The organism is Yaniella halotolerans DSM 15476, from assembly GCF_000420805.1.
In the GTDB taxonomy this organism is placed as follows: domain Bacteria; phylum Actinomycetota; class Actinomycetes; order Actinomycetales; family Micrococcaceae; genus Yaniella; species Yaniella halotolerans.
Window position 1 is genome coordinate 58,192 of record NZ_ATVQ01000004.1, and the last position, 22,721, is coordinate 80,912.

Annotated in this window: 25 protein-coding genes; 19 read left to right on the plus strand and 6 right to left on the minus strand. The window is 55.3% G+C overall.

Annotated elements, in window-relative coordinates; all coding sequences use genetic code 11:
- Nucleotides 1-21 precede the first annotated feature (21 nt).
- The 5 genes from panD to G583_RS0112005 all read left to right on the plus strand — a co-directional run bounded on the left by panD (nucleotide 22) and on the right by G583_RS0112005 (nucleotide 3,957).
- Nucleotides 22-486: an aspartate 1-decarboxylase gene (gene panD, locus G583_RS0111985; protein WP_022871422.1), complete on the plus strand. Its 465-nt coding sequence runs from the start codon at nucleotides 22-24 to the stop codon at nucleotides 484-486.
- Between the two features lie 223 nt (nucleotides 487-709).
- Nucleotides 710-1,609, plus strand: coding sequence for a transporter substrate-binding domain-containing protein (locus G583_RS15875; protein ID WP_022871423.1), 900 nt, complete (start codon nucleotides 710-712; stop codon nucleotides 1,607-1,609).
- Nucleotides 1,610-1,704: 95 nt separating this feature from the next.
- Nucleotides 1,705-2,457, plus strand: a complete 753-nt coding sequence (locus tag G583_RS15880) for an amino acid ABC transporter permease (protein ID WP_022871424.1) — start codon at nucleotides 1,705-1,707, stop codon at nucleotides 2,455-2,457.
- Entirely contained in the window at nucleotides 2,454-3,173 is a 720-nt protein-coding gene (gene ehuD, locus G583_RS0112000; protein ID WP_022871425.1) for an ectoine/hydroxyectoine ABC transporter permease subunit EhuD, read from the plus strand. The genes G583_RS15880 and ehuD overlap by 4 nt, the downstream gene beginning before the upstream one ends.
- A 10-nt stretch (nucleotides 3,174-3,183) precedes the next feature.
- The gene (locus G583_RS0112005; RefSeq protein ID WP_022871426.1) at nucleotides 3,184-3,957 is read left to right on the plus strand and encodes an amino acid ABC transporter ATP-binding protein; all 774 of its coding nucleotides are present in this window, start codon (nucleotides 3,184-3,186) and stop codon (nucleotides 3,955-3,957) included.
- 81 nt (nucleotides 3,958-4,038) lie between these two features.
- Here G583_RS0112005 and G583_RS15885 read toward each other — a convergent pair whose 3' ends face one another.
- Entirely contained in the window at nucleotides 4,039-5,217 is a 1,179-nt protein-coding gene (locus tag G583_RS15885; RefSeq protein ID WP_022871427.1) for a YkvI family membrane protein, read from the minus strand.
- Between the two features lie 273 nt (nucleotides 5,218-5,490).
- Between G583_RS15885 and G583_RS0112015 the strand changes: the two genes are divergently transcribed.
- A complete protein-coding gene (locus G583_RS0112015; protein WP_022871428.1) occupies nucleotides 5,491-6,252 on the plus strand; it encodes a hypothetical protein in 762 nt (253 codons plus the stop codon).
- On the opposite strand, the gene ygfZ is transcribed toward G583_RS0112015, so the two are convergent.
- The 3 genes from ygfZ to G583_RS0112035 all read right to left on the minus strand — a co-directional run bounded on the left by ygfZ (nucleotide 6,249) and on the right by G583_RS0112035 (nucleotide 9,120).
- A complete protein-coding gene (gene ygfZ / locus G583_RS0112020) occupies nucleotides 6,249-7,448 on the minus strand; it encodes a CAF17-like 4Fe-4S cluster assembly/insertion protein YgfZ (protein ID WP_051129724.1) in 1,200 nt (399 codons plus the stop codon). The genes G583_RS0112015 and ygfZ overlap by 4 nt on opposite strands.
- 6 nt (nucleotides 7,449-7,454) lie before the next feature.
- On the minus strand, nucleotides 7,455-8,117 hold the full coding sequence (locus G583_RS0112025) for a nitrobindin family protein (RefSeq protein ID WP_022871430.1): 663 nt from the start codon (nucleotides 8,115-8,117) through the stop codon (nucleotides 7,455-7,457).
- A gap of 175 nt (nucleotides 8,118-8,292) precedes the next feature.
- Nucleotides 8,293-9,120: a hypothetical protein gene (locus G583_RS0112035; protein WP_022871432.1), complete on the minus strand. Its 828-nt coding sequence runs from the start codon at nucleotides 9,118-9,120 to the stop codon at nucleotides 8,293-8,295.
- A gap of 87 nt (nucleotides 9,121-9,207) precedes the next feature.
- Between G583_RS0112035 and mshD the strand changes: the two genes are divergently transcribed.
- From mshD to G583_RS16755, 9 genes are all read left to right on the plus strand, one after another.
- Nucleotides 9,208-10,116 (plus strand): mycothiol synthase, encoded by a 909-nt coding sequence (gene mshD / locus G583_RS0112040; RefSeq protein ID WP_022871433.1) that lies wholly within the window; start codon nucleotides 9,208-9,210, stop codon nucleotides 10,114-10,116.
- Nucleotides 10,117-10,124: 8 nt separating this feature from the next.
- On the plus strand, nucleotides 10,125-11,141 hold the full coding sequence (locus tag G583_RS0112045; protein WP_022871434.1) for an NUDIX domain-containing protein: 1,017 nt from the start codon (nucleotides 10,125-10,127) through the stop codon (nucleotides 11,139-11,141).
- A gap of 51 nt (nucleotides 11,142-11,192) precedes the next feature.
- Nucleotides 11,193-11,543 carry a GNAT family N-acetyltransferase gene (locus G583_RS0112050; protein WP_022871435.1) on the plus strand — a complete coding sequence of 117 codons (351 nt, stop codon included), beginning with the start codon at nucleotides 11,193-11,195 and terminating at the stop codon, nucleotides 11,541-11,543.
- Nucleotides 11,544-11,587: 44 nt separating this feature from the next.
- Nucleotides 11,588-12,421 carry a thymidylate synthase gene (locus G583_RS0112055; protein ID WP_022871436.1) on the plus strand — a complete coding sequence of 278 codons (834 nt, stop codon included), beginning with the start codon at nucleotides 11,588-11,590 and terminating at the stop codon, nucleotides 12,419-12,421.
- Between the two features lie 13 nt (nucleotides 12,422-12,434).
- The gene (locus G583_RS0112060) at nucleotides 12,435-12,965 is read left to right on the plus strand and encodes a dihydrofolate reductase (protein ID WP_051129725.1); all 531 of its coding nucleotides are present in this window, start codon (nucleotides 12,435-12,437) and stop codon (nucleotides 12,963-12,965) included.
- Nucleotides 12,949-13,191, plus strand: coding sequence for an NF038396 family protein (locus tag G583_RS0112065; RefSeq protein WP_245540628.1), 243 nt, complete (start codon nucleotides 12,949-12,951; stop codon nucleotides 13,189-13,191). Before G583_RS0112060 ends, G583_RS0112065 begins: the two co-directional genes overlap by 17 nt.
- A 6-nt stretch (nucleotides 13,192-13,197) precedes the next feature.
- Complete coding sequence (gene asd / locus G583_RS0112070) at nucleotides 13,198-14,370, plus strand: aspartate-semialdehyde dehydrogenase (protein ID WP_407635170.1); 1,173 nt, start codon at nucleotides 13,198-13,200, stop codon at nucleotides 14,368-14,370.
- A gap of 161 nt (nucleotides 14,371-14,531) precedes the next feature.
- Nucleotides 14,532-14,915 carry a P-loop NTPase family protein gene (locus G583_RS0112075; protein ID WP_022871440.1) on the plus strand — a complete coding sequence of 128 codons (384 nt, stop codon included), beginning with the start codon at nucleotides 14,532-14,534 and terminating at the stop codon, nucleotides 14,913-14,915.
- A 118-nt stretch (nucleotides 14,916-15,033) separates the two neighbouring features.
- Nucleotides 15,034-15,381 (plus strand): hypothetical protein, encoded by a 348-nt coding sequence (locus G583_RS16755; protein ID WP_156832115.1) that lies wholly within the window; start codon nucleotides 15,034-15,036, stop codon nucleotides 15,379-15,381.
- A gap of 72 nt (nucleotides 15,382-15,453) precedes the next feature.
- Here the strand turns inward: G583_RS16755 and G583_RS0112080 are convergent, their stop codons facing one another.
- Nucleotides 15,454-16,071, minus strand: coding sequence for a TetR/AcrR family transcriptional regulator (locus G583_RS0112080; protein WP_022871441.1), 618 nt, complete (start codon nucleotides 16,069-16,071; stop codon nucleotides 15,454-15,456).
- A gap of 134 nt (nucleotides 16,072-16,205) precedes the next feature.
- On the opposite strand from G583_RS0112080, the gene G583_RS0112085 reads away from it, so the two are divergent.
- From G583_RS0112085 to G583_RS15890, 4 genes are all read left to right on the plus strand, one after another.
- Nucleotides 16,206-18,509, plus strand: coding sequence for a YhgE/Pip domain-containing protein (locus G583_RS0112085; protein ID WP_022871442.1), 2,304 nt, complete (start codon nucleotides 16,206-16,208; stop codon nucleotides 18,507-18,509).
- A gap of 185 nt (nucleotides 18,510-18,694) precedes the next feature.
- Nucleotides 18,695-19,207 carry a DUF4442 domain-containing protein gene (locus G583_RS0112090; protein WP_022871443.1) on the plus strand — a complete coding sequence of 171 codons (513 nt, stop codon included), beginning with the start codon at nucleotides 18,695-18,697 and terminating at the stop codon, nucleotides 19,205-19,207.
- Between the two features lie 266 nt (nucleotides 19,208-19,473).
- Nucleotides 19,474-20,229 carry an isochorismatase family protein gene (locus tag G583_RS0112095; RefSeq protein ID WP_022871444.1) on the plus strand — a complete coding sequence of 252 codons (756 nt, stop codon included), beginning with the start codon at nucleotides 19,474-19,476 and terminating at the stop codon, nucleotides 20,227-20,229.
- A gap of 152 nt (nucleotides 20,230-20,381) precedes the next feature.
- Nucleotides 20,382-21,806 carry an MFS transporter gene (locus tag G583_RS15890; RefSeq protein ID WP_022871445.1) on the plus strand — a complete coding sequence of 475 codons (1,425 nt, stop codon included), beginning with the start codon at nucleotides 20,382-20,384 and terminating at the stop codon, nucleotides 21,804-21,806.
- 51 nt (nucleotides 21,807-21,857) lie between these two features.
- On the opposite strand, the gene G583_RS15895 is transcribed toward G583_RS15890, so the two are convergent.
- On the minus strand, nucleotides 21,858-22,673 hold the full coding sequence (locus G583_RS15895) for an IclR family transcriptional regulator (protein WP_022871446.1): 816 nt from the start codon (nucleotides 22,671-22,673) through the stop codon (nucleotides 21,858-21,860).
- Between the last annotated feature and the right edge of the window lie 48 nt (nucleotides 22,674-22,721).

The following is a 22,721-nucleotide window of genomic DNA, read 5'->3' on the forward strand; positions in this document are numbered from 1 at the left end:
TCACGCTGAGAGGCAGAATCTATGTTGCGCACCATGTTCCACGGCAAAATTCACCGTGCCACAGTAACCGAAGCCGATCTACACTACGTCGGTTCTGTCACTGTGGATCAAGACCTCTTGGATGCCGCCGGCATCCTGCCAGGTGAATTGGTGTCGATCGTGGACATTACCAACGGAGCTCGCCTCGAAACCTACACCATCGCTGGTGAACGAAACTCTGGCGTTCTGGGAATCAATGGTGCAGCTGCGCACTTGATCAATCCGGGCGATCTCGTCATCCTCATCGCCTATGCCCAAATGAACGACGCCGAAGCCGCAAGCTATGAGCCCAAAGTTGTGCATGTTGACAGCAACAACCGCATCATGAGTTTGGGACACGATCCGGCCGAGGCTATTGCTGAAGGAATGCAACGCCCACCGCATGCTCGCTCACTTCGTGATAGTCAAGCCGAACTCGTGGACCAGTTCACAACTTCGCACCGATAGAACTATTTCAGCGCCCTTTGGTGCCGATAAAGTTTTCATAACACCATCACAATAGTCCTCGAACTGTTGAGCTAGTCACACTCATCCCGTTATGGTGGTCAACATCCTGATGAGCAGGTGTTCTTAATCACTCAACCGAGGAATAATGCACCACAATCATCCGCGTGGCTGCTCTGACACAGGATCGTGGTTGGTCGGTGCATCATAAGGATGGTTATCTTTTATGCTTCGAAGCACATCGAGAATAAGTAAGGTCGCTGCACTGTCAGCTACAGCTCTGCTGGCCCTCACCGCTTGCGGTGGCGACGACAATGGCGAAGGCGCCGATAACGGGGAATCCGGTGATGTGATCACCGTGGGCATCGCTGGCGAGGTTCCCTACTCCTATCTTAACGACGACGGCGACCCAGAAGGTGCCACTGTGGCACTGGCCGAACGGATTTTCGGCGACATGGGTTACGAAGTCGAAGCAGAATTAGTCGACTGGGACAACTTGATTCCTGGTCTGAACGCAGAACGTTTTGATGTCATCTCTGCGGGGATGTCCATCACCCCAGAGCGCTGTGAAGAAGCCGCCTTTGCAGAACCAGAAATCATGTACACCACCGCGCTCTTGGTGGAAGAAGGCAACCCCCATGATGTCCAGGACCTCGACGATGTCCTGGAAGCCCAAGAAAATGGTGAGGACATCACGCTCGCAACACTCACGGCCGGCATCGAAGCAGGCTACTCCACCGACATGGGCCTGGACTACGACGGTGTAGGCAGTGCTGATGAAGGCATCGAAATGGTCCAAGGTGGCCGGGCCGATGTCTTCGCGCTCACCGCTATCTCACTGACCGAGATGGCCGGCGATGCAGACGGCGTTGAAGTCACTGACCCATTCGTTCAAGAGATCGACGGCGTAAAACAATATGGCGCCGGCTCCACCGTGTTCCGTCAGGATGACACCGAGACGCTTGATGAATACAACGAGCACCTCGCGCAGTTGAAGTCTGATGACGAGCTAGGCGAAATCATCGGTGAGTTTGGATTCACCGATGCCGAGGTCCCACCGGAGGATATGACCGCCGAAGCACTCTGCGCCGGCGACCTCGAATCCCTCCAGGATATCGAGGAATAATCGCATCCTTCCCATTTCCCTGACGGCTCCGTCCGGCCAATCAACCGGCCGGGCGGAGCCGCTCTTTTCATAGCAAAAGGAATTGGAGACCTCTCGTGGACTATCTCGATGCACTCTCCATGCACGCCTCTCGCCTCTGGGAAGGCCTGCTACTCACACTGCAGCTAACGATCGTCAGCGGAATACTAGCCTTCATTGTTGCTGTGGTCCTCGGCTTGATGGCAGGCAGCACAAAAAAGCTCCTCCGCTTCCCCGCGCGGATCATCGTCGAATTCTTTCGTGGCACCTCACTCCTCGTGCAACTCATGTGGCTGTTTTACGTACTTCCCCTCTTCGGTCCCAGCCTCGATGCGATGCTTGTCGGCATTTTTGCGCTAACCCTAAATTATGGTGCCTATGGCGCTGAGGCGGTCCGAGCCTCTATGACCTCCGTGCCCCAGAGTCAGTGGGAAGCCACCATCGCACTGTCTATGTCATGGCAACATAAGATTCGCCGGGTTATCTTTCCCCAGGCATGGGCCCTGATGTTGCCCTCCTTGACTAACCTCTGGGTACATCTACTCAAAGGTAGCTCGATCGTCTACATCATCGGCATGAGCGAATTTACCTTCGAACTTCTCCAACTTCGGCGTACGACCGATTGGTTCTTTGCGCTCGCCGTGGTCGGACTCGTTGTATATTTCCTCATTGCATTAGCCCTGACCCAACTGATGCGGCTGTTGGAAGTCCGTGCAAAGCACCGGCTCGGACGAGGCCCTAGCCTCAAAGAAATCCTCTCACCGATGCCTCCGAAGCCATCCGTTGCTGACGAGACACCGAAGCCCCATGTGACGGGAGGGTCCCGATGACTATTTTCGCAATGCTAACTTCCAAGGTCACAGGAACCGTCGATACACCTGACATTGATGACACCACCAGTTTCTGGCGTTGGGACTTCGCTTGGGAAGTCCTGCCGGAAATGCTGCGGTCCTTTATCCAGGTGACCTTGCTCGTCACTGTTGTCGGCACGCTAATAGCTGTTGTTCTTGGACTGGCAATCGCCATCCTCATACGGGTTTTGCCCCGGCCGCTGGCGTGGTTTATCACCTGGGTTGCAAACTTTATCCGGATGACACCGATCGTTGTTCAACTGCTCGTAGTGTTCTACGGCTTTGTCTGGATGGAGCCCATGACCATTGCCTTGCTGGTCTACGGTGTGCACTACTCCACGTATATGTCGGAGGTCTACCGCGCGGGTATTGATTCTGTACCTACCGGCCAGTGGGAAGCCACGACGGCGCTTTCAATGCCAGCCACTCGCGTATGGAGCCGGGTGATCATCCCGCAAGCGCTGCGTTCCACGGTGCCATCGCTCGGAAACTACGCGATCTCGATGTTCAAAGATACACCCTTTTTGATCGCGATCTCTGTGATGGAAATGGTGACCACCGCCTTGGAAATTGGTGGCTTCACATACCGCTACATCGAGACCATTACCATCGCCGGCCTGATCTTCTTGGTCGCCAGCTATCTCACCGCCGTCCTCGTCAATCGATTGGAAAAACGACTTGCCTACAAACACTGAGCACCAGCACATGCAACACGTTATCGAATTTCAGGATGTCGAAAAACGATACGGCGACAAGACGGTCCTCAAAGATCTGAGCTTTACTATCGAACGTGGCGAGCGCGTCACGCTCATCGGCCCCTCAGGTTCGGGGAAGACCACAGTCCTGCGCCTCGTGATGACTCTCGAAGAGCTCACTGGGGGCTACGTCTTCATTGATGGCAAGCCGCTAGCCTACGAGCAGCGCGGCGGAAAACGGGTCCCCGTCTCAAAACGTGACCAAAAACAGCTCCGCACCCGCATCGGAATGGTATTCCAGCACTTCAACCTCTTTCCGAATATGACGGTCATAGAGAACATGATTGAGGCGCCGGTACACGTGCTTGGAAAATCCAAAGCCGACGCCACCGAGCGGGCACATGAACTACTAGCGCAAGTAGGATTGCCCGATAAAGTCGATGCACATCCCACCTCCCTGTCTGGTGGACAGCAGCAGCGTGTCGCGATCGCGCGCGCATTGGCTATGGATCCTGAAATCCTTTTGCTGGATGAAGTGACTTCTGCGCTCGACCCAGAAGTTGTCGGGGACGTATTGCAAGTCCTCCGGGACGTAGCCGCAACAACAAATGTCACGATGTTGATCGTGACCCACGAGATGAGTTTCGCCCGGGACGTGTCGCATCGAGTGATGATGCTGGACGGGGGCAAAATCATCGAAACCGACGATGCCGAGACTATCTTCACCAACCCGAGCAACGAGCGAACCCAACAATTCCTTTCCGCCGTGCTGCGCAACGACTGAGACGGACAGTACCCCGCGTATGAGGCAAAAGCGGCCCATTCGGCATATACACCGAATGGACCGCTGACTTGTTTTGCTAGCTTAGCGAGCCTCTGATGAGCTTGACGTTGCGGCTTTCGTCGGTTCACCCTCTGCCTTGCGACGTTTTGTGCTAGCCCGCCAAATCGTCACAACAATCATGATGCCCAGCAGGACCGCACCAACATAGCCATTGAGTACGTAGACAATATTGACCATCTCATCAAACGGCAACCAGAGACCGACCACTGTACCCAACAATGCCAGCACGATTGTCAGGACTTTGTACTTCTGCGTACCGTCTGGGAAAAACCGTGACGAAACAGTCCACAGCAAAGGAATGGCTGTGGTGTAGATACCCGCCAAGATCATCAAGGAAATCAACGAAGCGACGAATGGTGCGATGTCTCCAGCCAGCACCAGCATCGGAATCTGCATTCCTGCTACGCGATCGATGTTCGCCAATAAGCCCATACCAACCACGATGCAGGCCAGTGAGAAGATCACACCGCCAACAATACCTCCGGCACGAGCTTCACGATGAGTCGGCACAGTCTTACCAAGAGCGGTCAGGAATGCCGCCAACCAAAGCATGCAGAAGCCCACATAGCTCAACCCAGCCACGATCCAATGATTCGAGGCCTGCTGAACGTCGAGATCGCCTACCATGTTATGACCAGCCAATAGGCCGGTCTCTGCGTTCAGAATACCCACGACACCCAGACCGATAGCCACAACAACGATGATCGGGCCGATTTTACCGATGACATCAACCAGGGAATTCAGGCCAAACAGCACGGTGATGGCTACCAAAATCGTGAGACCGAAGCCACCCACCCAACTTGGCAAATTATAGTGTTCGTCAAATACGGCTCCCGCTCCCGCGACCATCACCGTAAACGACAAAAACACAAACAGGATCGAAAAATAATCGAAGAACTTTCCGACATACTTTCCGGCATAGTATTCAAAAATCTGTGAGGGCTTTTCAAACTGGTGGCGGCGCCCCACAGTAAGAAACTGCACGGAAACAAAGCTAATGAGCGCCAAGACGATGAGCCCGGTCCCAAAGAGACCCCAGAAACCGTAGGACGCATAGTACTGCATAATTTCCTGACCGGTGGCGAATCCCGATCCAATAAGAAACGCCATAATAGCGCCACCGTATGTCAGCACACGCAAAACGCTAGATCGCTCCGTAGAAAACAGGTGCGTCTTCTTTCTTCGTGTTGTTTTTCCCATGTGAAACCTTCTGTGTTGAGTGATGGCTGATATATTGAAATGATGTTATGAGATATATCACGATATTCGCACTCTAGGCTAGGCAAAGGTGAGCGTCAACACTTTGATTCCTAACTGTCACGGAGACTGAGGAGGTTGAAGCTTGACCTGCGTCTGTCGTTGCAAAACCGGGCATCGCAAGGCTGTTACAACGCGGGAAGCGCCAGCTAAGATATGGACAATATTCACTACGTTGTCCAGGCGCGTGCCTGGTTCGACTGCTAGGAGGCACTATTGTTCAGAGATGCCCGTAGTTTTCCTGGTCTGTCGAAATCAAACCAAGATGTCATACTCGCAGCCTGGGCTCGTTCCTTGGGTGTGGATGTAGCTGAGTTTTACCGGGCCAATGAATCACTGGATCCCTTCTCTCGTCTTGAGGTCGCCGGCGAATCTCGGGGTGAAGGCTGGGATCCGCAAACCGCAACGTTCCTCCAACTGTTCGATGTGTCGCTGCTCTATGGGCCACAGTGGTTTCTCGATAGTGCGCGTCAGATTCCAAATGAAGTCTTAGCTCTTGAGTCGAGCATGCTGGAAGTCGGCTACGAAGCCCATGCTCGTTCTCATGGAGAAGAGGCCATTTTCTATGCCGAGGATATTCCGATTTACGATGATGCCCAGCTGAATATCACGTCGACGAGGCGCAACGCCCAACGCTTAGCTCGTGCATGCCCACCGGATGACACTGCGGTACTCTCGCTTGAGTCCATGGATCATTATTTTACAATTTCGACTTTCGAAAACCCTGCCCCGCCAATAGCTGGCGCAGGGTATGATGTTTTTTCAGCCTCGATCGGTCACCTGGCAGTACTCGTGGCCGCGGCTCAGCGCGCCAACGGATACGGCACTTTCACACTGGCGCGCGTTGCTGAAGAATGTATGTTCGATGGGCTCATCCCTCAGTGGGTATTACCCTTGGGCGATGACATCGGGGAAAAAATGGCCGCAGACGTTGGTTTCGTCCTTTCTGGGCTTCGAACCAGCGTCACGTTTACTTAGCGACGTCGTAGGTCGGTGAGGCCTTGGACACGCCCCACAACCTTGCCTGCACTTGGTGAAGTGAGAATCTCCTGTGACGCTGCAGTGAAGTTTGGCTTCTCTTGTTCAGCAGCATCTTGCGGTGGCACCTCGCGAATGATCAGTTCCGCATCCGGTTTAGTGTTGCGACGAATCATGGCAGTACCAATGGCACCCATCTCATGGTGCATGGCCACGGACTTGAGTGTGCCAACAGATCGTGCAGACGTCATAGCGGCTTCATCATCAGTTTCGGGACGGACGATGATCTCTGCCCCGACCTCGGGCAGGCCGTGGACGGATCCATCAATCATGAGACCGACAAGACGGCGTGGTGGATGCCCTAGGTTATGGACGCGTGCTACCGTTTCCTGTCCCTTATAGCAGCCCTTTTCCAGGTGAACTGCGGTGCGAAGCCAGTCCAGCTCGTGCGGTATGGAGCGTTCATCGGTATCGAAGAGTTGACGTGGTCGGCCTGCTGCTACGCGCAGCGCCTCGGACGCCATCGTCCCGGCAATACGGAAATCGTCAGGAAGACCCTCGATAGTCTCTACTAATTTCTCCGAATCAATGATGTAGAGCCGCCAGGCGTAATCCTCGTGGATGGCCGGATGATCAGCTGGATCCTCGGTGTACGCGTATCCCCCGGGCGAAATGCCTGGCCATGGGTCGACCCAAACAGAATCCGATAGTCCCGGTACAGCTTCGGTGGCTCCGATAAGTGCGAGTTCGCCGGTACGATCCGTCACTTCGACTCGGGCAGCAAACTGCATCCGAGTAAGCCAATCGACCAGGGTCGCGTTCATGGTCGGCTCGGTCAACAGGTAGGTTGTTTCGCCATCTTCATAAATTTTCGTGGCGATTTCGACGCGGCCTCGCAGGTCCAAAAAGAGTGCTTCGCTGCTAAACGGTGCGTTTAGGCCTTGCGATTGCTGAGTGGTCAGCGTCTGCAACCATGACAGGCGGTCTGAACCGGTAATGGTGACTATGCCGTAATGCGAGAGATCAACTACTGCTTTACCGTTGGCCAGTGCCCGTTGCTCTTGAACCGGGTGACCGTAATGGCCGGCAACGTATTGATCATACGAATCTGCCGCAACTGCACCGTGAATGGCATGTTCACCGCAGAGCAGCGGTGAGGTTTTGGGTATGTATTCGATGTGCGTTACGTCAAGCATTAACACTCACGTTTCATGTTTGCCGGGCAAATGGGGTTTGCCCGGTGGGAGGCGGCCATCATTTTCGGATGGCATTTTATCTAGGATCCCAGAAGCGTGCGGTTGGGGTTCTTCACCTTCTGCGGTGACGACATCCCAGCGCCAGAACATTTGTCCATTGACTAAACCGTAAATGCGGTTGGCTGAATGGTACTGGCCGCTCAGGGTCCCCTGCAGAACGGCATCGGCTTTCAACTGGATCTGTGGGCCGCGCACTATCCCGTAGTACAGCTCAGACATTGAGCCCGGGTGGGTAATGGTGGCGGTGATGGGAAAATCTGTTTCGTTCTTGCGTAGCTGCTCGACGTCTTCAGCAGAACGGTATGCCGGCACAACATCAGCCGGCGACATGCCTGGACCAACGTCGGCGGTATGGCGATCTCTGTCAAGCGCCCAATACCCGGATTCGAAGGTCAGCGGACGGATCAAGGTACCGTCTTCTTCCGAAAGCCAGGTTTCGGCGCGGTACTCCAGAAACGGCAGTCCCGTTTCAGCAATATCAACGCGCTGGTAGAAGATCTCTGTGCCTTCTTCGCCAGCGCCGAGGCGGCCTTGTCCCTCCCAGGAACCGATTAACCAGGAAAGTGGTGCGAGTTCCGGGAGGAGATCGTATGGAAGTTCAGTAGCCACCGGAGTATTTAGCGTTGACCTTTGTAGAGGTTCCGGATGACCAGCAGTGCGAACAGGGCCATGCCCACGCCGGCCAGGCCAACGAGGACAGTAAAGAAGATTTCTAAAGCTACAACAGACATGGCACTTAGTTTACTCACAAAGTTCGGCACTGACGAGTCAGTGCCACGGATTATTACCAGGGCAAAACATGGATAACGAAGTAACCGATCATTCCACTGACAATCGTTGTACCTGTGCCCACGGCAACAGCACTTGCTGGATGCTGACGTGCCGCCGCTGGGAGCTCACGGGTATCAGCAAAACTCTCGGTCAACGCGACCGTCAACGCAGCGATGATCCCAGCGAGGACCGCTGGCACCGACAGTGGGCCGGGGCGCAGAAATTGCAGAGCTACGGCAACAAGGGTTGCGATCACCACGATGGCAACCATCCGCACTCGCAGCCTCGTCTTCAGCAGGGTTGCCAAGCTAGCAGCCGCCACAGCAGCAAGGATGGTGAGCATCAACCAGGTCAACCCGGTGATCCGCTCGACTCCTAATACGCCGTCTGCGACTTCATACTTATTGCGCAGCAACAGTGCCCATCCCCCGACCGTAGCGACAACGACGGCTCCCATCGACAACATCGCGGTGGTCATGATGCGATGAACCCCGCCTGGCAGGGTGAAGGTTTGGACAACAAACATTGCCAGGATGCCCAATGCGCCTGCCCCGCCGATCGGTGCCAGCCATAGTTCCGTCGGCGCCGATGAGAAATCTGCGTGGGCGGGCAAGAAGGACACAGACCAAACAGCCGCTAAGCCGGTAGCTCCCAATATTGCCGAAACACCCAATCGTGTGCCTGCAGTACACAGGACGGGCCATGTCAATGCGAAGACAATCACCAGCGCAGAGACGACCAAAGGGCCGGTTAGGGCAGGCAGGTTGGGCAAAAACGCGGTCAATACTGCCAAGATTGTGGCTGCAGAGACCGTGGTGAAGACTGAGATTGTTCTACGCACCCCTCTATCATGTCACGTCAGTGCTCCACATCTTGGCTGGAAGACAGTTTCGGCCCGAGATTTGACCGGAACCGTTATTGTGGGGGCATGACTCATTTGCGTGTGCTTGCCCCGTCCGAAACCGTCAGTCAGCTTTCTCAGCTTCGCAAACTTGCAGATTCCTCCGTTGCGGTCGATCACAACGAACCGTTTGGCGATCAGACCTGGGTTGAACTCCGAGCCGGCAATGCATGGTTGGTAACGACCGGTGAACAAGAACTGACCGGCGCGTCAGCCGTTGTCATACCGACTGATGCAGAGCAGCCTATTTTGGTCGAGCTTGTAGTTGCTCCCGAAGCTCGTGGCAACGGTCTCGGCCGAGCACTCGTGGACGCCACCCAACAACTCGTGATTGACCACGCTCTCGATGATCAAAACATGACCGCATGGACGCACGGAGACCATCCAGCTGCGCGTGGACTTGCGACTTCGATCGGGCTAGAACCGGCACGTATTTTGTATCGCATGGCGTTAGAAATTGACCGCGAGTCTTTCGGGGAGGTCAAGCTCAATGACGCGTATACGATTCGCACCTTTATCCCCGGCGAGGATGACGCCGACTGGTTGGCGCTGAATGCGACCGCTTTTGCAGATCATCCTGAACAGGGTCAACTAACCCAAGCAGATCTAGATGCACGCAAAGCAGAGGATTGGTTTGATCCAGCGGGCTTTTTTGTTGCCGAGGACGCAGCCGGCACCATGGTGGGGTTTCATTGGACGAAGACGCCGGTAGGCTCGGCGGCCGGTGAGGTCTATGCGGTGGGGGTTCATCCAAGCACCCAGGGCACTGGGCTTGGCAAAGCACTCACGATCCGCGGTATGAATCATCTGGCCTCGGCTGGACTGGAAAAAATCGTGCTCTACGTTGACGACGAGAATCGACCTGCAGTCAACCTGTATACTTCCCTGGGCTTCGGTATTGAAAACACCGATGTCATGTTTTCCTCGAATAGCTAGGAACGTACATGCGCCCGGCAAAACGCATTGGCAAACTCACCACCGCACGCGTCACAGCGGCCACTAATGATCAAGGTACCAACGCCAAGATCGTAGCCGCAGGTACCGTCCCGTGGCGGATTAAAGCTGGCCAACTTCAAGTACTGCTCATCCACCGTCCCCAATACAACGATTGGTCCTGGCCCAAGGGACGGTTGGATCCTCACGAGACACTGCCCGAAACAGCTTGGCGGGAAACCAAAGAAGAAGTGGGGTTACGCCTCACCCTTGGTATTCCGCTGGGTGTGATCCGTTACAAAACCTCAAACGGCAATAACCGCAAAGAGGTTTGGTACTGGGCAGCACGAGTCATAGACCAACGGCCAAAACCGGATGCCAACGAAGTTGATGAAACCCGCTGGGCAACCGTTGAAGAAGCCAAGAAACTTCTCACCAAGAAACTCGATAAGAAGCCGCTCAAAGTTTTAGCCGAAGCCTTCGAAGCCCATCACCTCGCCACGATTCCGTTCATTGTGCTGCGACAAGCCAAAGCGATCCCCGCAGAGTCTTGGACTAAAGACGAAGTCGACCGACCACTGGCTGATTCCGGATATACCCAGGCGAAGGCGGTTTCAAAATTACTGCGCAGCTGGGCGCCTGCCCGGATCGTGACGTCAAAATATACGCGTTCTTTGGAAACTATCGCACCGTTCGTCAAGAAACACGGCGGCGCAGTTCGCAACAAGAAATGGGTAAACCTCAGAACGGTCAAGGCCCATCCAAAATTTATGGCCAAACGTTTGCGAACGGAGTTTAAACGCCACGAACCAACTCTCGTATGTGCCCAGCCCTCGGTCACGAAGCGGATCCTCAAGGAGATCAAGTCGTGGGTCCGCGAAGACCGGTATGCCGTCGTGAATCCCAAAGACGTCTATACGAAGAAGAAAGCAAACCTCTCCCCTGGCTCAATCCTGGTGGTTCATCGTGCCACCCATCTTTCCGGGAAGATCGTGTCGGTGGAACGCTACGAGCCCAACGTTCATTAGTGCAACCGGTTGCACCTATCAGGGCCACCATCGGGTTGGTAGGGTGAGAATATGATTACATCGCTGGGCGGGCAGCCAGAAAAGATCGTGCACACAAATCTTCGGCTCGTGGACGCGTCCGCAAAAGACCGGTTTGAACTATACCAAGACCATCCTGAATCTGGTGAGTCCTCATTCATCGGGTTTATCGGATACCGGATGCACGACGAAGCCGATAACGTTTATGTGTTGCAACATACTATTGTTGCCGAAGAATACGGCCGTCAGGGATATGCACGCGCCCTGACCACGCTTGTACTAGAACAGCTCAAGAACCAGGAACAAAAGTTCATCAATCAATGTTCCTACATTGAGAACTATCTCAGCCGGTACCCCGAATATTTGGGCCTCCTCGCCAAATAGCGTACGACCCCATAATCCCAACGCCAGACCACGAAATGATAAGCATGTATAACAACACCACCGGTATTGACACCCCGTATGAGCGGCTATTGGCGGACGTGTTAGAAAACGGCGTCCTGACAGGCGATCGCACTGGCACCGGCACGTACTCCGTCTTCGGCCGCCAAATGCGCTTCGACCTTGCACAGAACTTTCCGTTGATCACGACCAAGCGCGTCCACTTCAAATCTGCCGCCCTCGAGCTCATTTGGTTCCTCAATGGTGATTCAAATGTGCAGTGGCTTCAGGAACGCGGGGTTCGCATCTGGAATGAATGGGCCGATGAGGACGGCGAGCTCGGCCCGGTATATGGCGTTCAGTGGCGTTCCTGGCCGACCCCGAATGGTGAGTCCATCGACCAAATCAGTCAGGTCCTAGATTCACTTGCTACAAACCCGGGCTCACGACGGCACATCGTCTCAGCGTGGAACCCCGGTCAACTCGATGAAATGGCCCTCCCCGCGTGCCATGCCCTGTTTCAATTCCACGTCCAGCCAGAAGATGATGGTCCCGGGAAACTCTCGTGCCAGCTCTATCAGCGCTCGGCCGATATGTTCCTTGGGGTCCCATTCAATATCGCTGAATACGCACTCTTGACGAGGATGATGGCCCACCAGCTGGGCTACAACCTCGGGGACTTCGTCTGGACCGGCGGTGATGTGCACATCTACGCCAACCACGTCGAACAGGTGCGTGAGCAGCTTGGCCGTCAGCCATACCCGTACCCGCAATTACGTTTCAACCGCAAGCCACAAGATCTGTTTAGCTACGAATGGGAAGATTTCGAACTCGTTGAATACCAACACCACCCCACCATCAAAGCTCCAGTTGCCGTCTGACTGCCGAATCGGCATGGTTTGGGCTCAAAGCCTCAACGGTGTCATCGGTTTAGACGGGGGCATGCCCTGGGATGTCCCCGAAGATCTCCAGCACTTCAAGCAGGTGACCATGGGCGAAGTACTCGTTATGGGCCGCCGGACCTGGTCGTCTTTCCCCAAATCAGTCCGACCGCTCCCCGGGCGGATCTCAATTGTTGTCTCCAAAACCTTCAGCGAAGATCCCAGCGATCCTAACTTGCATCATGATGACGTCCATATTGTTGAAGATTTGGACAAGGGGCTGGAACTCGCCGCTCAGCTTAAGACCAGTCCAACGATTTGGGTCGTCGGTGGTGGCACCCTATATGATCAGGCCATAGATGTAACCACCGTGATCGAACGCAGCCTGTTCAACCTCGACGTTGACGGCGACACGTATGCCCCCGAACTTGATGGTTCTTGGACACTTGCCGAACAAGACCCAGTCGACGGTTGGCACACGTCCAAGTCCTCGGTCGAATACCGGTTTGAACGATGGGAGCGAACTCTTGAGCAAGACAACTAACACGGCCCCCGTGTCACAACGGCAGATGGTGTTGGCCTTCCTTGGTCTCGTCGCCGGTCCCCTATTGGCACTGGTTTGCGCCGGCATGGGGCTCTATCTCGTGCTCACCGGGAAAACGATCGCCGGGGTTATTTTTATCCTTGTGCTGACCCAGATCTTTATTGGTGTTGGCCTCTGGGCATATAACGCCCGCAAAAAACATGCGCTTGCGCAGAATGTAGAATAAACACTTATGACTCAACCCGTTTCGGAGGCCCCAATGAACGCAGATGCTGCAGCCCGTCCATCAGTTGGTCTAGTCGGCTGGCGAGGCATGGTCGGTTCCGTGCTCATGCAACGGATGGTAGAAGAAAACGATTTCACCAAGATCAATCCCGTATTCTTTTCCACCTCAAACGCCGGGGGTCCGGTACCAGAGCTCGCAGGTGTCGATACCTCCGAGACCCTGCAAGATGCCCACGACATTGACACACTGGCCAAGCTGCCCATCATTCTGACCACCCAGGGTGGCGACTACACCACAGAGGTGTACCCGAAACTTCGTGCAGCTGGATGGAACGGCATCTGGATCGATGCAGCATCAACCCTGCGCATGGACGACGAATCCATCATCGTGCTAGACCCGGTCAACCGCGACCAAATCGATGCCGGGCTCAAGAACGGCGTCAACCAGTTCGTAGGTGGTAACTGCACCGTCTCACTCATGACCCTTGGCCTCGGCGGTCTGCTTCGCAACGGTCTGGTCGAGTGGGGCACAGCCATGACCTACCAGGCTGCCTCCGGCGGCGGCGCACGCCACATGCGAGAGCTGGTCAAAGGTTTCGGCACACTCCATGACGTCGTGGCTGATGACCTGGCAAACCCCAACTCGGCCATCTTGGAACTGGACAAGAAGGTTATTGATGCCCAGCGCAACGGCAGTATGGACACCACACAGTTCGAGGTGCCCTTGGCCGGTTCGCTCATCCCTTGGATCGACGCCGATCTCGGTGACGGCATGTCTAAAGAAGACTGGAAAGGCATGGCCGAAACCAACAAAATCCTCGGACGCACCGGCGACAACATCATGCCCCTAGAGTCCGTGACCGTTCGCATCGGTGCATTGCGCTCGCATTCCCAGGCCTTGACCCTGAAACTCACCAAAGACATCCCCTTGGATGAGATCGAAGACCTGCTGGAAAACGACAACGACTGGGTCAAATACGTCCCGAACAACAAGGAAGCTTCCTTGGAGCAGCTCACCCCCGTAGCTGTTACCGGCACCATGGATATTCCCGTTGGCCGTGTCCGGAAGCTGTCCATGGGACCTGAATACATTTCGGCATTCACGGTTGGAGATCAGCTCCTGTGGGGTGCAGCAGAGCCTGTCCGCCGCATGCTGATGATTGCCACCGGCAACCTGTAAAACGATCTCGCGAGGCTGGTCATGAGTCCTATGCCCTGCGGCTCATGACCTGTTCACTACACTGACGTAGCTGAGCGACCAACCCAACCTCAGCAGGCCAACCCACGTAGAAGTTGGTAGGGATTGTCGGGGCCTCTGGTTCAGGCAAATCGTCATTGGCGATGGGAACACTGCATGCAGAAGGTTCCCGTCGCTATCTAGAAGCGTTGTCGACCTATACGCGTCGTCGTATGGCGGCAACCGGCCGAGCTGATGTCGATGCAGTCAGTCATATTCCGCCTGCCCTTGCTTTACGGCAACGCCCAGGTACCGCTGGTGTGCGGTCCACCTTCGGGACGACGACCGAAGTCTTGAATATTCTCCGGCTCATCTTCTCCCGACTCGCCGAACATCAATGCCCGCACTGTGGCACATACGCCGCACCGACGATCAATGTCGCCATCGAAGGACTCATTGGTGTGATGCAGGCCGCCAATTATGTCGTGGAAATCGGTCCCGGTGCCGGCGCCTACGGTGGCACAATTATTGCTACCGGAACTCCGTGAGACCTCGCTGCCGATAAACCGTCGGTCATCGGTCCACATCTTCGGGCAGCACAGCCCATGAGGGGCAGGCCCAAAGCATGTCAAAGATATTACCGACCAAATTGATCGAACCGTTGTCGTGGACGCCTCGCCCAATGGGATCAATGTCCGTTCGACGGTCGCGACCTATTCCGGCATCATCGACCAGCTGCGAGCAGAATTTGGGAAGGCCAGCGACAAATACACCGCCCGCGATTTTTCCTATAACACCTGCTCATTCAAATGCCCCGAATGTGATGGCAGTGGCCAAATATCTTTGGACGCGCAGTTTTTGGCTGATGTAGAAATGGTGTGCCCACGATGTAGCGGTACCCGATACCGCTCCGAGGCATCGGCGGTTCAGCTCGAAGGTTATTCCATGCCAGAAGTACTTGCCCTCACCGCTGCGGACTGGCGGTCACATTGTCGCCGCCGGCACACCCCATGATGTTGCAGCCGCTGAAACCATGACCGCTAAGTAACTGCAGCCGCACTTGCTTGCCAACGAGCATCGCGGGGTTTAGGCCTCCGCAATTCCTACCGCTGCGGCGAGCATATGGGCGAGTCGCTGAGCTAATTGTTCGGAAGACTCGGCCGCGTCGTCGCGCAACCAGCGTTCGGTTCGCCACAACGCCCCGGCGGCCAGAAACGTCGCACGTTCATGCACATCTTCTTCGGTCGGTTCAACATCCTGGATCGCTGGACCCAGCGCAGTGACATCTACGATTCTGGACGCCAGGAATTCAATCACATCGTCACGAACCTCACGTCCGGCTGTTGAGTCCAAGACCGCCAAGTAAAAACTGCGCCGACGCTCTAACTCAGCCAATAACGCCCTGAGCACGGCCGCAGAGACCGACGGCGATGCCCCTTCCACCTCCGGAGACGGTACCGATTCAAATAGCGCGACCAAGCGCACCATCGCGGCAGCACGCATGAGATTCGGCAAATCGCCAAAATGTTGGTATAGCGTCGGTCGACTCACGCCCGCTGCCCGAGAAATTTCAGAAATGCTGAGACTCGTGCCGGATTCATAGGCATCAAGGGCATCCGTCATTGCTGCGATTAGTGCCGCTTTCGACCGCTCTGCACGCGGATTGGAAACCGTTTCCTCCCAGTCCGAGACCGATGCTGCCATGCCAAACTCCCAACAAATCCGTTCGATCACACAATGTATCAGCAAATTGACTTTCGCTAACACAACACAGTAATTTTACAACTGTAATACTTACATTTGTAAATGTACCATTCTTGAGCGCAAACGGAGCGTGCATGTCTCGGCTCAATCCTCGAGTGCAACTGGGTATCATCCTAACGGCGCTAGCCGTTATCCCACTGATCTATGCCAGCCTGCTGGTCTGGTCGGTCAAAGACCCCACCGGTTCCCTCGACACCATGTCGGCTGCAATCGTCAACGAAGACTCCCCCGCTACCACCGACAATGGCGAGACGTTAGCGCTTGGTGATGATCTCACCAAGGAGCTATTGGACTCTGATACCGGCTTCACATGGACCACCATGGACAAGGTTGAAGCCTACGATGCGCTCCAAGCTGGCAACGCTAGAGCAATACTTATCGTCCCCGCAGATTTTTCGACATCCGCAACTTCTCTAGCTAATGAAGATGCGATGCAAGCGGCCACGTCTCAGCTCCAGATCATCTCAGATGACGCTTCCAACATCATTGCCGGCAACATTGCCGCAACCGTCGGAGAAGCGGTGCGCTCTACCACCTCGCAAAAAGTGGGGGAGGAATTTCTTGCCCGAGTCACCGTGGGTTTCACCAACATTGCTGAGTCCTTAGATGAGGCCTCGGACGGCGCTGGCCAGTTAGCTGATGGCACAGTAAACGCTTATTCGGGGACCGGAGAATTGCTCGTCGGACTCGAGTCACTCACCCAGGGCGCCGACAAGCTATCCGGCGGCGCTTCGCAACTGTCGACCAGCCTGACAACAGCGTCGGATGGCGCGGGGGAGCTCGCCGAAGGGCTCCAGACCCTGGATGACACCACGGCACCACTACCCGATAGGGCTCGAGCCATTGACGAAGATGCTCAGGAATTAGCAAAACGCGTTCATGGAGTTGCCGGCAACATCGACACGGCGGCGACACATGTCGAGAGTTTGTCAACTGGCCTCGAAACCGCGCTGGCCAATGCGCAGGAACTCGACGGCACAACGGGAAAACTGCTGGACGTGACCACACGTGCATCCGACGAAACGCAGGGTGTCGCCACCGATAGCCAGGCGTTACTTGACCAATGGGATGCTCTATCCGAAGAACAACGCAAAGCTGGCGTGGAACAGCTCGCTAGTGAGGCAGCTTCTGCCCGGCAGAGTCTCGACTCGCTTCAAAGTAGTGCTGACTCGATATCCCAGAACGTTACGACGCTATTGGACACTGGATCCAATGGATCGCCTGGTTTATCGTCACTATCAACCGATGCTGCAGACCTCGACACCCTGCTCGCTGAGGGAACAACACGCGCCCACGACGCTAGCCAGCTCATAAACGAGGGAGCCGACCGCCTCACGACAGCGACCTCAGGCTTAGCCGACGGGGCCGAGGAGCTGTCCCAAGCAATCGGTACCTCGGCCATCGCCTCAACCGAGTTGAGCGAGGGCCTCACGACACTTACCAAAGGCGCGTCTGAGCTCGACGACGGCACAAGTCAACTTGCGACCGGCGCAGACCAGGCTGCTGCAGGCGCCGGCGAGGCGCACGAGGGCCTCGGTGAGCTCAAGCAGGGCGCTGGTGATCTCGCATCTCAGCTGCATGCGGGCCGGGACGAAGTCCCACGATATACCACAGAAGAAGGCGACCACCTGGCTTCTAGTGCTTCCGATCCTGTGCGACTGAAGGAACAACGGCTGCACGAAGTCCCCGGTTACGGGTGGGGCCTTGCACCCTATTTCATGAGCCTGGCCTTATGGGTAGGCGCAATGGGTTATTTCTTGATGCGACCGGCTTTGAATCTTCGCTTGATTGCTCGCTCCGGTTCGACTCTGCGTGCCGTGCTTGGCAGCATGACTCCCGTGTTTGCCATGGCCTTCGTGCAGAGTACCCTCATGGTCACGTTTGTGCGCTTTATTATTGAGATCGACATGGCTCACACCGCTGGCGTGTATGCGCTGAGTTTCTTTGTCAGCCTCGCCTTCTTCCTGATCAATCAAATGCTGATTGCCGCATTCGGCCCACCGGGCAGATTTTTTGCACTGGTGCTTGTGGTACTTCAACTATCGGCGGCAGGTGGTACTTATCCCATCGAAACGGCACCTGAATTTCTCCAGCGGATTCACACCTGGTTACCACTGACGCATTCGGTAGATGGTCTACGGTCGCTTATCGCTGGCGGAACCTTTGATGCCCCAGGAACCCTGCTTCCGATTGCGGCTTGGCTAGCGGTGGGGCTGCTTGGGTTGAGCATTGCCGTGTTGACAACGATTCGTCGAACACGCCAGGACAGACCAAACCTATCGCCAAAAACGCGACGGAGGAAGTCAACGCCGATCAGGGGTCGTCGCAAGAAGCTACCGACACCTCGAAGGCACGGCAAGACCACGCGTACCGGATAATCCACTTTGCATTGATCAACCCGAGCATCAAACCGGCCGTCTCGCCCACACCGGGCGACGACCCACAAGCGGGGCCGCGCGTGTTGACAAAACTCTGCGTCAACGACTTTTCGCCGCTGCTGCACACGGCTCGAACGACGCAGAGATCGCCTACAATGTGAACCACGCTACACAGGAGTAAAGACTTGAAACCACCAAAATTCAAAATACCGACGTACGCCTCAATGCGTATCGGCCCAAAGTTTTTGCAGCGCTTCATGCGCATTTGGCCGCCGTATTTGGGCGCTGGCATCAAGCCCGAGTACATCTCAGAAGACGCTTCGCGAGCTGTTGTCACGCACAAACCCAACATTTTTACCCGCAACCTGGTTGGAACAGCCTTCGGTGGCACGATGCTGTCCATGACCGACCCGTTTTTCATGTTTGCCGGAGTGTATGGGCTTGGCAAGGAATATCTGGTCTGGGATGTTGGCGCAGAAGCGCAATTCATCAAACCTGGCAAAGGCAAACTCACCGCAGACTTTCAGGTTGCTGATGAAACATGGGAGCTGATTCGGCGCAAGACTGCGAACGGCGAGAAATACTTGCACTGGTTCGATGTAGCTATCACCGACGAAACAGGCGATACCGTGGCCATTATCCGGCGCCAGGTGTACTTCCGGAAAAAGCGCACAGCCTCCGTCGAAGCGCGAACATAAAACTCGGCCTGTTTTGAGCTAGCCCTTGAAGCCTTCGGTCACCACATGGTGGTCGAAGGCTTCTCTGTGTTCTGATGCTCTTACTTCAACCGAAAATGTTTCCCGTTGATCAGCGCCTGCTGACTTGCACACTTGCGGCCTCGCCGGCTCGAGGTCGCACGATCTTCCAATGGCCTTTTGGGCAACCTCTTGCAAGTTGCTATTCCAGCAACTATATTGATGACACAGCAACCACGTGTTGCGAGTCACATAATTTAGGAGTCGAAATGTCTAACGAAAAATACGAAGCACTTGAACAGGAAATGGAAACCGTTCTCGAGAAAATTTTCGAGGCAGGCAAAGAAGTTTACGCAGAGCGCGGCTTCAAACGTCGTGTAGGCTACGGTACTCGCCCAGCCGTTATTCACATCGATATGGCAAATGCGTGGACCCGTCCCGGCCACCCATTTTCTTGTGAAGGTATGGACACTATCATTCCAGCCTGCCAGGATCTGAATGCTGCTGCTCGGGCTAAAGGTGTCCCAGTAATTTTCATTACCACCGCATATGATGTTCTCGACGACAACCTGGCCTCCGATATGGGCCTGTGGGGTCAGAAGATTCCCTTGGAAACCCTGGATGCTTCCACCGGCGCGGCTGACATCGACTCCCGCATTGCTCCGCAGGAAGGTGAACTGGTCATCAAGAAGAAACGCGCTTCCGCGTTCCCCGGAACCAACCTGAACCAGTTCTTGACTGCTAACCGCATCGATACCTTGATCGTCACCGGCGTTACCGCAACCGCGTGTGTCCGGCACACCGTTGAAGATGCTATTGCGGAGGGCTTCCGCCCAATCGTCGTGAAAGAAGCTGTTGGCGACCGCGTCCCAGGTGTTGTTGCATACAACCTCTTCGACATGGATTCCAAGTTCGGCGATGTTGAACCACTCGACAACGTGGTCAACTACCTCAACGAACTGCCAAACTTCGAAGACCAGGTTCCTACGACATCCCTGCCAGTCAAGCAGTCAGTCACCAACTAATCGCTAAGCTATGACACGCTGACACGTGGGTTGATAGATGGGCTTGTTGAAGCATGCGCAAGCAGCTTCGACAAGCCCATTCTTTCTTCAGTCCCCACCTCTCATGTACTCTAGGGACTTTTGTGTTCCCGGCCCACCAGATATGGAACCCCATGACTACCAGCGACCAAAACCAAACAACCCAGCCCACCAATACTTCTGAAGTTTCCTCAGCAACGCTTCGACAAGTTACGTTCGCCGGATTCGCCGGAACAGTCGTCGAATGGTTTGACTTCGCCGTCTACGGCTTCATGGCAACGATTATTGCCACTCAATTTTTCCCAGAGTCCACCGGTGCGGTGGCCCTGCTTCAGACTTTCGCGATTTTCGCTGTGGCCTTTGCGCTACGTCCTGTAGGTGGCGCGGTCTTCGGCATGCTCGGCGACCGGGTCGGCCGCAAGTCCGTACTGATCCTGACAGTCCTATTGATGTCCGGCTCCACTGCAGCAATCGGCCTCCTACCAAGCTACGAACAGATCGGGATCTGGGCTGCAGTCCTGTTGACCGCTGCACGTTGTTTGCAAGGTCTCTCGGCAGGTGGCGAATATGCCGGCGCGGTCACCTACGTCATCGAGCACTCCCCGCCCAACCAGCGTGCACGGTGGGGCTCGGCAATGCCGACTGCAACCTTCGCGGCGTTTGCCGCAGCTGCCCTGCTGTCTTACGTGCTAACGACCGGACTCGGCGAAGCAGCAATGCAAGACTGGGGATGGCGCATTCCGTTCCTTATCGCTGCTCCCCTAGGTCTCATTGCCTTCTGGATCCGTCGGAAACTCGGCGAGTCCCCCATGTTCCAGGAAACTGAAGACGACGACACCACCGAGCACGCACCACTGCGGTCCACTATCCGTACTCAGGCCCGTCCAATGATGATCCTGGCCGGTTATATCTCGTTGACCGCGCTTAGCTTCTACATCTTCTCAACGTATATGACGACGTTCCTTCGTGAAGTTGTGCAGCTCGAGGCAGTTCCGGTACTTGCGTCCAACGTCATTGCCCTGACACTTGCCGCGTGCATGGCTCCACTGGGCGGCATCATCTGTGACCGCTTTGGCCGTCGTAAGACCATGTTCGCTTCAGCTATCCTGTTGGGCGGTACAGCGATCCCGGGCTACATGATTGCTGCAGGTGCCACCTTCACCACTGCACTGCTTGGTCAGCTACTGATTATGTTCGGCACCGTAGCTGCCAACGTGGTAACCGCTGTATTGCTCACCGAGGTCTTCCCAACTCGGGTGCGTTACACGGCATCGGGTGTCACTTACAACGTTGCCTACGCATTGTTCGGTGGTACAGCACCATATATTGCGACCTGGCTCATTGACGTTACCGGCAACCCACTTTCACCGGCCATCTACCTCACCGTGATTGCCGCTGGTGCCTTCATCGCCACCGTGCTCATGCCAGAAACCGCTGGTCGAGACCTCGGTGTTGGTGTTGATGATGAACCGATTACCTCCTCTATCCCGGTCTTACCTGCGGATAGCAAGGTCAAAGCATCCAAGCCCAAGAAGGAAAAAGCGACAACTCTCGCCTAAAGTTCAAACAGCAGAACTTTGGCAATACTCGGGGGCATAATCCGTTGCGGATCATGCCCCCGAGTTATTTTCGGAACTGATCGAGGCGCCCAAACGTGCGGAAATATCCTGGGCTGTTTGAATAACTGCGCGCTGCAGGCTCTCGGCAGCATTCTGGAATTCCACTCGGGAGGTCGGCGCCGACAAAATGACACAACCGGTCGCGGTTCCGCGCAGGTCAAACACGACAGCCGAAACGCCGAACTCTTCCGGGGTGGTTCCACCCTGGTTGGTTGCGTAACCGTGCTGCCGGATAAAATCGAGCTCGATTTCTACTTCTTCTCGACTAATGCCGCCTTCGGGCACCAAGACGCGTCCGGTTTCAATGAGTTGCTGCACGGCTTTGAGCGGCTGATAGGCAAGCATCACGCGTACCGACGAAGATTCCCATTGGTTATAGCGGTTCCCAATGGGCTGTGTGTGGCGCACCTGGTGGGGGCTGGCCACCTGTTCAACCACTATTGTTCCCCCATCACCCCACACCCCGAGGGCGGTTGTTTCCCCGGTGAGTTCAGTGAGGCGTTCTAGGTGTTCTAGGCCCGCAGCACGAATATCAAGATCTGCCAGCAACGGTGCCGAGAGTTCTAGCACGCTGAGCCCGAGCCGGTAGCGTCCACTGGTCGCTTCACGACGAACATACCCTAGTTCTGCCAACCCGTTGAGCATGCGAGATACTGTCGATTTATGCAGCCCGACGATTTCGGATATCTCCGTGACGCCCAGTGCCGGGCGTTTGATAGAGAACGCTTCTAAAATCGACAGCCCGTTGAGCATGGCTGCCGGTGCACCTTGGGGTTGTCGAACGACAGGTTCATCGGCTTCTGACAATGTTGCTCCTCAAATACATATGATTTGCCTCAATATTGTCACATTTTC

Excerpts from the sequence above, each read along its gene's own strand:
- G583_RS15890 (WP_022871445.1), top strand. The coding sequence starts at position 20,382 with ATGACTACCAGCGACCAAAACCAAACAACCCAGCCCACCAATACTTCT.
- G583_RS0112095 (WP_022871444.1), top strand. The coding sequence starts at position 19,474 with ATGTCTAACGAAAAATACGAAGCACTTGAACAGGAAATGGAAACCGTT.
- G583_RS15875 (WP_022871423.1), top strand. The coding sequence starts at position 710 with ATGCTTCGAAGCACATCGAGAATAAGTAAGGTCGCTGCACTGTCAGCT.
- G583_RS0112005 (WP_022871426.1), top strand. The coding sequence starts at position 3,184 with ATGCAACACGTTATCGAATTTCAGGATGTCGAAAAACGATACGGCGAC.
- mshD (WP_022871433.1), top strand. The coding sequence starts at position 9,208 with ATGACTCATTTGCGTGTGCTTGCCCCGTCCGAAACCGTCAGTCAGCTT.
- G583_RS0112075 (WP_022871440.1), top strand. The coding sequence starts at position 14,532 with ATGGGAACACTGCATGCAGAAGGTTCCCGTCGCTATCTAGAAGCGTTG.
- asd (WP_407635170.1), top strand. The coding sequence starts at position 13,198 with ATGACTCAACCCGTTTCGGAGGCCCCAATGAACGCAGATGCTGCAGCC.
- G583_RS0112045 (WP_022871434.1), top strand. The coding sequence starts at position 10,125 with ATGCGCCCGGCAAAACGCATTGGCAAACTCACCACCGCACGCGTCACA.
- panD (WP_022871422.1), top strand. The coding sequence starts at position 22 with ATGTTGCGCACCATGTTCCACGGCAAAATTCACCGTGCCACAGTAACC.
- G583_RS0112080 (WP_022871441.1), bottom strand. The coding sequence starts at position 16,071 with ATGGCAGCATCGGTCTCGGACTGGGAGGAAACGGTTTCCAATCCGCGT.
- G583_RS0112050 (WP_022871435.1), top strand. The coding sequence starts at position 11,193 with ATGATTACATCGCTGGGCGGGCAGCCAGAAAAGATCGTGCACACAAAT.
- ehuD (WP_022871425.1), top strand. The coding sequence starts at position 2,454 with ATGACTATTTTCGCAATGCTAACTTCCAAGGTCACAGGAACCGTCGAT.
- G583_RS0112085 (WP_022871442.1), top strand. The coding sequence starts at position 16,206 with ATGTCTCGGCTCAATCCTCGAGTGCAACTGGGTATCATCCTAACGGCG.
- G583_RS0112060 (WP_051129725.1), top strand. The coding sequence starts at position 12,435 with ATGGTTTGGGCTCAAAGCCTCAACGGTGTCATCGGTTTAGACGGGGGC.
- G583_RS15885 (WP_022871427.1), bottom strand. The coding sequence starts at position 5,217 with ATGGGAAAAACAACACGAAGAAAGAAGACGCACCTGTTTTCTACGGAG.
- ygfZ (WP_051129724.1), bottom strand. The coding sequence starts at position 7,448 with ATGCTTGACGTAACGCACATCGAATACATACCCAAAACCTCACCGCTG.
- G583_RS0112055 (WP_022871436.1), top strand. The coding sequence starts at position 11,588 with ATGTATAACAACACCACCGGTATTGACACCCCGTATGAGCGGCTATTG.